Raw genomic sequence first — 8417 nt, forward strand, 5'->3', positions numbered from 1 at the left:
CGGGTGCGGTAGCCGTCGACGAGCCGGTAGCCGCCGCCGCGGCCGCGCTCCGCGTACACCGGCACCCCGGCCTCCACCAGCGCGGCGACGTCGCGCTGCACGGTGCGCTCGGAGACCTCCAGCTCGGCCGAGAGCTCCGTGGCGGTCATCGTCCGCCGGCTCTGCAGGAGCAGCAGCAGCGCGATGGCCCGGCTCGCCCGCACGTCGCCCCTTCCGTCGCCTGCCTGGTGTCGCCTGGTGGGCCCGCCCGTGTGTGCGGTGGCCCGGCACCATTGTCGCCGGGCCCGGTGCGGGCGGGCCCGGTGCGGGCGGGGTCAGGCCTCGTCGGCGGCTGCGTCGAGCTTGGCGGGGTCGGGGGCGAACGCGGTCATCCACTGCGGGTGCAGCCGGTAGTAGACGACGTCGTTGTCCCAGTCGAAGGCGTCGTGGCCGTAGAAGTCCCGGAAGTACGCGAGCAGTTCCGGCCAGTCGGCGGCCGGCTCGCCGCCGTGCGGGTTGAGGACCTCCGCGGTGCCGTGGGTGAACACGCCCAGGTCCTCCCCGCGCAGGTGCGCGGCGCTGACGGCGGGCCGGGCGGCGAGGTGCCGGGCCTTGGCGGCGCCACGCGCGGTGCCGAAGTGCCACATGCCGTGCAGGAAGTGCCCGTCCACGCCGCTGATCCGCGGCTCGCCCTTCGCCGTCACCGTGGACAGCGCGAGCGTGCACATGCCGGTGAGCACACCGGTGAGCTGGTCGGCGGTGAGCGAGCGCTCGCTGTTGATGATCGACCGCAGGTGCGCGGTGGAGCGGGCGAGCGAGGCGTCGAGGAGGGCCTGGAGCCGGTGGAGCTCGTCGGGTGTTTCGCGCATGGGGGGTCCTTGTCTGTCCGTCGTCCCGGCCCGTGCCACCACGACACCGACCGGCGCCCCCTACTGTCCCCGCGAAACCCGACACCTTCTGTCGTGATTTCCCGCGGTGTCCTGCGGTTTTCCACGCGCCCGGCCGCTGGTGGGGGAGTGGGAAGTCGGCGGGGCCGACGTCCCACTCCCCGGGCTCCGCGGTGGCAGCCGTCAGCCGTCGCCCGCCTGCCGTGCGGGGGTCAGGGCCAGAGGCACTGCGACTGCGGGTCGAAGCAGGTGAGGCCCAGCGAGGACGCCACCTTCGCGATGTGGACGCAGGCCTCCTCCACCATGCTCCAGCGGATCGGGAAGTAGATCAGCGGGCCGCTCGCCTCCCCGATCAGCGGGCCGGTCGACCACGGCGAGGTGTCGTCCTCGTCCTCGGCGAGGTCGGGCCACCGCTCCAGCAGCGCGGCCACGAAGGCCGCGATCCGCTCGGTCGGCGGAAGGTTCTCCTCGTCCGTGCCGAGGTACCGCTCGTACAGGTCGTCGAAGCACCGGCCCGCCGCGGCGTCGTCCGCGGGGCGCTCGCCCTCCCAGACCGCAAGGTCGTAACTCATGGGCGCAGCCTGCCACCCGGCACCGACAACCGCCCCGGAGCCCGTACGCGCAGGCCCGGCCTGCCAGGGGCCGCCGCCGTGGGGGAGTGGGAAGTCGGCGGGGCCGACTTTCCACTCCCGGCGGCTCCCCGGTTCCCCGGGGCGGCTGCTCCGTGCGGCCGTCAGCCGGCCGGCTGTGCCCGCTCCAGGGCTTCCCGTAGCCGTCTGACCTCGGCGATCAGTCGTGGCACGTCCTGGCGGGCGGCGGCGATGAAGTCGAGGTCCGCGTCCGTCGCGGGGTCCGGTCCCGTCCGGGTGCGGCCGTCGGTGGTCCGGGTCAGGTGGAACTCGTCGTCCCGCGGCGCGTCGGGGCGCAGTTGGACGAAGCTCGCGCCGCCGATCCCCTGGCGGGTCTCCAGCCGGGCGACCCACGGCCCCGGTGTCGCGGCGCCGGCGCGCCGCTCGATCGCGGACAGTTCTTCCTCGGACAACGGCTCGTCGGACGGCATGCCCGGATCCTGCCCCGGTCCTCCGGGCCTGTCCAGGGCCACCCGGGCTGCCTTGAGCGGGGTGGCCCCGTCTGTTCAGTCCCGCCGGTTCGCCGGCCGGGCCTCGACCCACTGCGGTATCCGCGCCGGTGCCAGGAACTTCTCGTTGAGCACCAGCATCCACGCCAGCGCGATCATGCAGACGATCGGGATCGCGAGCAGCAGCACGATGAAGAGGATCGGGTGCGCGTGGCTGAACGCGTCGCTGTTGATCCCGAAGAGCGTCACGGGACCGGCGATGACGAGGGGCGCCACCAGCCAGCAGAACAGGTAGGTGCGGATCACCTCGCTCATGCGCAGTTCGGCCCGGCCCAGGAACACGTACTGCGTGGTGCTCGTCGAGGAGCCGTGCCGCCCGGAGACGTCGACCGTCTCGCCCTCCTTGACGTAGTAGCGTCCCAGCGGCCGGATCGGCAGCATCAGCATGGTGAACCAGTGGGTGGCGAAGCAGGCCCCCTGGGCGTCCGGCCGCGTCTTGCCCAGCATCGTCCGCCCGAACCCGTTGACCGTGCCCAAGCGCGGTGCCGTGCGCATCGGCATGACCCTGTCCGACATCTGCCCCCCATCCCGGCGACAACCGTTGTGATCCGATCAGCATGCCAGCGCCGTACGACACCCTCCCGGCGGGGTCGCAACACCTCCATCGGATCTCCCCGGTGACGGACGGTCACCTCCCGCCGGCCGGTGGAGCGGGAAGTCGGCGGGGCCGACTTCCCGCGCGCGGGCGGCCCGCCGAAAGGGGCGGGCCAGGGGGCGCGCAGCCAGTAGACGGGGCGCGCGGCCCGTGGATGGGGCGTGCGGGCGGAGGGGGCTCCGCGCTCTCGACGGATAGCTCTTACTGAGAGCTAAAATGAGGGTATGACCGCGACAGGGCCCGAAACGCTCGACGTCGCGCTGGCGGACGAGTTCTCCACCCTCCTCGTCGGCATCCAGCGCCTGGTCCGCCGCCGCCTGCGGCAGGCGACGGACGAACCCCGCCTGCGCGGCGCCCAGGTCGAACTGCTGCGCCTGGTGATGGACAGCCCCGGACTGCGCGTCTCCGAGGCCGCCGAGGAGCTGTGCCTGGCCGGCAACTCCGTGTCCACCCTCGTCAACCAGCTCGTCGCCCGGAACCTGCTGCGCCGCGAGAGCGACCCCGCCGACCGGCGCGCCGCCCTCCTGCACGCCACCCCGGAGGCCGTCGAACGCATCGAGGCCTGGCGCCGGCGCCGCCGGGCGCTGATGGGCGACATCGTCGCCGGCCTGCCGCCGCGCGAGCGCGAGGCCCTGGCCGCCGCCCTGCCCGCCCTGCGGCAGGTCGCCGAGGGCCTGCGCACCCCGCCGGGGGAGGAGGAACGATGACCACCGAGGACACCCGGGGCACCGGGAACGCCGGGGACACCAGGGAAGCCGCGGACGCGGTGGCCTGCCGGGGCCTGGAGTACACCTTCCGCCACGGCCGAGGGAAGGCCACCCGGGCCGTCGACCGGATCGACCTCACCGTCCGCACCGGCGAGGTGTTCGGCCTGCTCGGCCCCAACGGCGCCGGCAAGACCACCACCATCCGCGCGATCACCACCCTGCTGCCCGTCGGCGCCGGCATGGTCCGCGTCTTCGGCCACGACGCCACCCGCCACCCCATGCAGGTGCGCCGCCTGCTCGGCTACGTCCCCCAGCAGCTGTCCGCCGACGCCGGGCTGACCGGACGCGAGAACGTCGCCCTGTTCGCCCGCGTCTTCGACGTCCCGCGCCGCGAACGCGCCGCCCGCGTCGACCAGGCGCTGGCCGCCGTCGACCTCACCGAGGCCGCCGAACGCATGGCCGCCACCTACTCCGGCGGCATGGTGCGCCGCCTCGAACTCGCCCAGGCCCTGGTCAGCGCCCCGCGCCTGCTCGTCCTGGACGAACCCACCATCGGCCTGGACCCGATCGCCCGCACCGGCGTGTGGGAACGCGTCGACGCCGTACGCGCCGCCACCGGCATGACCGTCCTGGTCACCACCCACTACATGGACGAGGCCGACCGCCACTGCGACCGCATCGCCCTCATGGACCGCGGCCGCGTCCGCGCGCTCGGCACACCCGCCGAACTCAAGGACCAGGTACGGCGCACCGACCCGGCCCAGGCCGCGCCCAGCCTCGACGACGTCTTCCGCCACTTCGCCGGCCGGCAGCTGGCCGACGCCACCGAAGGAGACTTCAGCGATGTCCGCCGTACCCGCCGCACCGCAGGCCGCGTCGGCTGAACCCCCCGCCCCCCGCCCCGACCTCTCCCTGCTGCTGGTGCCCCCGCGCGCCCGCACCGGCTGGCGCCTGGTGCCCGCCCGCATCGGCGCGATGTGCGCCGTCGAACTGCAGAAGCTGCGCCACGACCGCACCGAGCTCTACACCCGGGCCGTCCAGCCCGCCCTGTGGCTGCTGATCTTCGGCGAGACCTTCACCCGCCTCAAGGCCATCCCCACCGGCGGCATCCCGTACCTGGACTACCTCGCGCCCGGCATCATCGCCCAGTCCGCGATGTTCATCGCAATCTTCTACGGCATCATGATCATCTGGGAGCGGGACTCCGGCGTCCTCACCAAACTGCTCGTCACCCCCACCCCGCGCGCCGCCCTCGTCACCGGCAAGGCCTTCGCCGCCGGGGTGAAGGCACTCCTGCAAGCCGTCGTGGTCGTACTGATCGCCGCCGCCCTCGGCGTCGCCATGACCTGGAACCCGCTGCGACTGCTCGGCGTCGTGGCCGTCGTCCTGCTCGGCTCGGCGTTCTTCTCCTGCCTGTCGATGGCCATCGCCGGCATCGTCCTCACCCGCGACCGCCTGATGGGCATCGGCCAGGCCATCACCATGCCGCTGTTCTTCGGCTCCAACGCCCTCTACCCCGTCGACCTGATGCCCGGCTGGCTCCAGGCCGTCAGCAAGGCCAACCCGCTCAGCTACCAGGTCGACGCCCTGCGCGGCCTGCTCATCGGCATCCCCTCCCACCTGCCCCTGGACTTCGCCGTCCTCGCCCTCGCCACCGTGGCCGGCATCGCCGCCGCCTCCGCCCTGCTCAGGCGCCTGGCGCGCTAGCCGACGCCGTCACCACCCTGCGGAAAAACGCGGTGACAGGCGGGGCGCCGCCCCGGGAGACTGCCTTCCAGCAAGCCGACGGCCGGAGGGCGGGGTACCAGTGGCACTGGCGAGGAAGGGCGCGCGGCGCATCGTCGTCGACGGCGTGCAGTACCGCTGGCGCGTGACCCGCCAACACTGGTGCTGCGACTACGAGGGCACCACCCTCGGCTACGCCGCCGAGCACGCCACGCACCCCGGAACGACACTCGTCGTGGACACCGGCCGCCCCACCCTCCGCACCCCCGGGGCGGTGGCGACGGACCTCGTCCTGCCACGCGAAGTCGCCGCGGGCATCCGCACCGCCCGGGCGAACGGCTGGACACCCGCCACCCCCGGCCCGCCCCTCACCCTGCACCTGTCCGCCGCCTGACCGGGAAGGAACGACACGACCCCATGACCCACGCCTTCCCCCAGACGGTGCTCCACACCCCGCGCCTGACCCTGCGCCCCTTCACCGCCGACGACACCGACGACACCCGCGCCGCCTGCGCCGACGACCTCACCCAGCACTGGCTGCCGCTGCCCCGCCCCTACACCCGCGAGGACGCCCACACCTGGTGCACCCGCACCGCCCACGACCTGCGCACCACCGGCGACGGCATCCACTTCGCCGTCACCGAGCGTACGAACGGGCGCCTGGCCGCCACCGTCGGCCTGAAGAAGACCGACTGGCGCTCCCGCAGCTCCGAAGCCGGCTACTGGGTGGCACCCTGGGCCCGCGGCCGGGGCATCGCCGCCGAAGCCACCCGCGCCCTGGCGCACTGGCTGCTCACCGAGCAGGCCTTCGAGCGCCTGGAGCTCAAGGCCGCCACCGCCAACACCGCCTCCCGCCGCACCGCCCTGAACGCGGGCCTGCGCGAGGAGGGCGTGCTGCGCAACGCCGGCTTCACCCACCACGGCCGCACCGACCTCGTCCTGTACTCCCTCGTCCCCGCCGACCTGGGGTCGTCGCCGAGGGCCTGACCGGGCCGGCGGCACCGGGTCGGGGCGTCAGGAGGCGGTGCGGCGCACCGGGTGGCCGCCGGGGCCGGTGGTGAGCCAGGAGCCGTCGCCGAGCGGCCGCAGGTCGTACGGGTCCGCCGCGTGGGCGTCGAACTCGCCGTGGACGCGGCCGGTGCGGGCGTCGACGCGGTAGTGGCGGAACCAGTCCTCCTCGTCCTCGGTCTCGCTGACGAGGGTGGCGAGGAGGGTGTCCGGGGTGAGGTGGCCGCCGCTCCACTCCAGGAAGACCGTGTCCGGGTCGTGGCCGAAGTCGTCGACGGTGAGGGTGAACACCGTCTCGCCGCCGGGGAAGGCGTGGACGGCGAGGTCCCTCTGGGCGTGGTCGACGGTCAGGAAGCGGTGCCCGTCGGGGGACAGGTCGATGAGGCAGCGGTCGTCCCACGGGTAGCGGAGGAGTTCCAGCCGGCCGCCGGCCAGCGACGCGCGGTAGACGGCGGTGCCGTCCTGCCCCTCGCCCACGTTGAGGAGCATCCCGCCGCTCGCCGGGTGCGCCAGCTGCACACCGCCGTGCCCGACCGTCTCCAGGTCGGCCCGGGCGAGGACCGCCCCGCTCGCGGCGTCCACGGCGACCCACTGGTCCGGCCGGTCGCGGCCCGCCATGGCGTCGGGCCGGTAGACCCACAACACCCGTCCGTCCGGGGACAGTTCGCAGTCGGGCAGGTGGCCGTGGGCGTTGTCCGCCGCCGGTTCGAAGGGCGTGCGCCAGACCTGCGTGCCGTCGGCCGTCACGCAGACGGCCGCGTGGAGCGTCGTGTAGTAGGCGTGTCGCAGGTCGGCGGCGACGGCGTGGGCGACCACCCCGTCCCCGGGGACCGGCCGGCAGGCCACCGCGGGCGACAGCACGCCCACGGCGCCGGCGGCCGGGGCGTAGGCGCAGACGAGTCCGTCGACGAGCCGGGTGGTGAGCCGGACGGGGTGCGGGGAGGCGGCCATTCCCGGAGGCTACCGAACCCGGGCGGGCGGCCGCCGTCGGCCCCGCCTCCGGCCGCTCCCGGCCGCCTCCGGCCGCTCCCGGCCGCCTCCGGCCGGTCAGGGGCGCCACTGCTCCCGGTAGCCGGGGTGGTCGTGGTAGGACTGCGCGAGGACGCGCAGCGCGTACGCGAGGCCGGCGGCGCGGGGGTCCGAAGGGTTCATCGCGATGCCCTCCTGGGCCAGCTGGTCGACCAGGTCGAGCATGGGCAGGTGGCTGTCGAGGAGCGCCTCGGGGCCGAAGACGTGCGCCACGTAGGCGTAGGCGTGGTTGTCTTCCTCGTTGCGTGCGCGCAGGAAGCGCAGGAGGTCGTCCATGGGCCCATCCTGGTGCGCCGCCCCGGCGGGCCGGGAGCCGGGGCCCTTCCGCCCGGAGGGCGCGGGGGCGGCTCGGTACCGTGTGCCGCAGGCGGGCAGCGGGGCCTGGTCGGTGAACGGGCTTGGCGGCGCGCCGGGTTGCGCGCGTCCCCGGCCGGCCGGCGTCCCCGGCCGGCCGGTCAGGGGTGCGGCTGTTCGCGGTGGTCGGGTGGCCCGCGCCCGTCGTCCCGTCGCGGCCGAACTTCCGTTCGTCCTAGGGGAGTTCGTGCGGGAGGGCCGCCGCGCTCAGCGCCGTGGTGCCGTGTTCCACGGGGACGTTGCTTCCTCCCGTGGGGCGCGCGCGGAGCCGGGCGCCGGCCGGGCTCCGCGCGCGCAGGGGGGGAGGGGGTCAGGCGGCGGTGCCCTGCCGGCGGGCGCGGACGCTGGTGACCAGCTGGGCGCGGATGCGGGCGGGGACCTCGGGGGCGAAGCGGGCCAGGTAGTGGTTCAGGTGGGTCTCGTCGCCGGTGAGGAACGGCAGGTCGAAGACCAGCAGTTTGCGCACCGCGAGCAGCGGGACGGGGGCGCGCAGCGGCCGGAAGGAGTGGTTCCACAGGCCGGGTTCCTCGCAGACCGGGTGGAACTGGCCGATCATCAGGCCCTGTTCGACGAACTCGTCCTTGGCCTTGCGCTGGAGCTCGTCCAGCACGGTGGAGTCCTCGCGGTCCAGCTGGGGCAGCACCAGCAGGACGGTCAGCAGCTCCCGGTCGGACTCCTCCGCCAGGTCGGCGAGCAACGCGTCGTAGTGGGCGCGCAGTTCGGCCACCAGCGCGGGCAGGTCCCCGCCGGGGGAGGTGTCGGCGACGGCGATGTGGAACAGGCCGCGGCGCAGCGAGGGCTGGGTGTAGGGGCAGACCGGGCCGCTGCGGCCGAGGTCGGGGTGGGCGGTGGTGAGGAAGGCGCGGGCCCAGGCGAGGGTCTCGGCGGCCTCGGGGCTCGCGGCGGCGCGGCCGGCGTCGATGTGCTCGGCGCTGTACACGCGCAGCGCCCCGGTGACGGCGGCCGCAGCGGCGGGAGCGGTGGGGGCGACGGCG

13 protein-coding genes are annotated in these 8417 nt (G+C 74.6%); 5 read left to right on the top strand and 8 right to left on the bottom strand.

All coding sequences use genetic code 11. From position 1 onward, the window contains the following. The 5 genes from AE652_RS28530 to AE652_RS28550 form a co-directional block, all read right to left on the bottom strand. Nucleotides 1–203 (bottom strand): YafY family protein (locus tag AE652_RS28530; RefSeq protein ID WP_049656624.1); only part of this gene is annotated, 203 nt, incomplete at its 3' end. A gap of 111 nt (nt 204–314) precedes the next feature. Beyond that, on the bottom strand, nt 315–848 hold the full coding sequence (locus AE652_RS28535) for a pyridoxamine 5'-phosphate oxidase family protein (protein WP_049656626.1): 534 nt from the start codon (nt 846–848) through the stop codon (nt 315–317). A gap of 230 nt (nt 849–1078) precedes the next feature. Next, complete coding sequence (locus AE652_RS28540; RefSeq protein ID WP_049656629.1) at nt 1079–1438, bottom strand: hypothetical protein; 360 nt, start codon at nt 1436–1438, stop codon at nt 1079–1081. Nucleotides 1439–1599: 161 nt separating this feature from the next. Beyond that, on the bottom strand, nt 1600–1926 hold the full coding sequence (locus AE652_RS28545) for a hypothetical protein (protein WP_049656631.1): 327 nt from the start codon (nt 1924–1926) through the stop codon (nt 1600–1602). A 75-nt stretch (nt 1927–2001) separates the two neighbouring features. After that, complete coding sequence (locus tag AE652_RS28550; RefSeq protein ID WP_159028577.1) at nt 2002–2499, bottom strand: hypothetical protein; 498 nt, start codon at nt 2497–2499, stop codon at nt 2002–2004. Nucleotides 2500–2823: 324 nt separating this feature from the next. Here AE652_RS28550 and AE652_RS28555 point away from each other — a divergent pair, with 324 nt between their 5' ends. From AE652_RS28555 to AE652_RS28575, 5 genes are all read left to right on the top strand, one after another. Continuing rightward, nucleotides 2824–3306: a MarR family winged helix-turn-helix transcriptional regulator gene (locus AE652_RS28555; RefSeq protein ID WP_049656635.1), complete on the top strand. Its 483-nt coding sequence runs from the start codon at nt 2824–2826 to the stop codon at nt 3304–3306. Continuing rightward, the gene (locus AE652_RS28560) at nt 3303–4190 is read left to right on the top strand and encodes an ABC transporter ATP-binding protein (protein WP_049656639.1); all 888 of its coding nucleotides are present in this window, start codon (nt 3303–3305) and stop codon (nt 4188–4190) included. Before AE652_RS28555 ends, AE652_RS28560 begins: the two co-directional genes overlap by 4 nt. Next, complete coding sequence (locus AE652_RS28565) at nt 4150–5013, top strand: ABC transporter permease (protein ID WP_049656641.1); 864 nt, start codon at nt 4150–4152, stop codon at nt 5011–5013. The genes AE652_RS28560 and AE652_RS28565 overlap by 41 nt, the downstream gene beginning before the upstream one ends. A 100-nt stretch (nt 5014–5113) precedes the next feature. Further along, nucleotides 5114–5425, top strand: a complete 312-nt coding sequence (locus tag AE652_RS28570; RefSeq protein ID WP_049656642.1) for a hypothetical protein — start codon at nt 5114–5116, stop codon at nt 5423–5425. Nucleotides 5426–5448: 23 nt separating this feature from the next. Continuing rightward, entirely contained in the window at nt 5449–6018 is a 570-nt protein-coding gene (locus tag AE652_RS28575) for a GNAT family N-acetyltransferase (protein ID WP_049656644.1), read from the top strand. A gap of 27 nt (nt 6019–6045) precedes the next feature. Here the strand turns inward: AE652_RS28575 and AE652_RS28580 are convergent, their stop codons facing one another. The 3 genes from AE652_RS28580 to AE652_RS28590 form a co-directional block, all read right to left on the bottom strand. After that, nucleotides 6046–6990, bottom strand: a complete 945-nt coding sequence (locus AE652_RS28580) for a hypothetical protein (protein ID WP_049656645.1) — start codon at nt 6988–6990, stop codon at nt 6046–6048. Between the two features lie 96 nt (nt 6991–7086). After that, the gene (locus AE652_RS28585) at nt 7087–7344 is read right to left on the bottom strand and encodes a DUF6221 family protein (protein ID WP_049656647.1); all 258 of its coding nucleotides are present in this window, start codon (nt 7342–7344) and stop codon (nt 7087–7089) included. A gap of 388 nt (nt 7345–7732) precedes the next feature. Continuing rightward, nucleotides 7733–8417, bottom strand: a 685-nt coding sequence (locus AE652_RS28590) for a DUF6875 domain-containing protein (RefSeq protein ID WP_053112314.1), incomplete at its 5' end; no start/stop codon positions are given.

Origin of the sequence: Kitasatospora sp. MY 5-36, assembly GCF_001182915.1 — a bacterium.
Taxonomy (GTDB): Bacteria; Actinomycetota; Actinomycetes; order Streptomycetales; family Streptomycetaceae; genus Kitasatospora.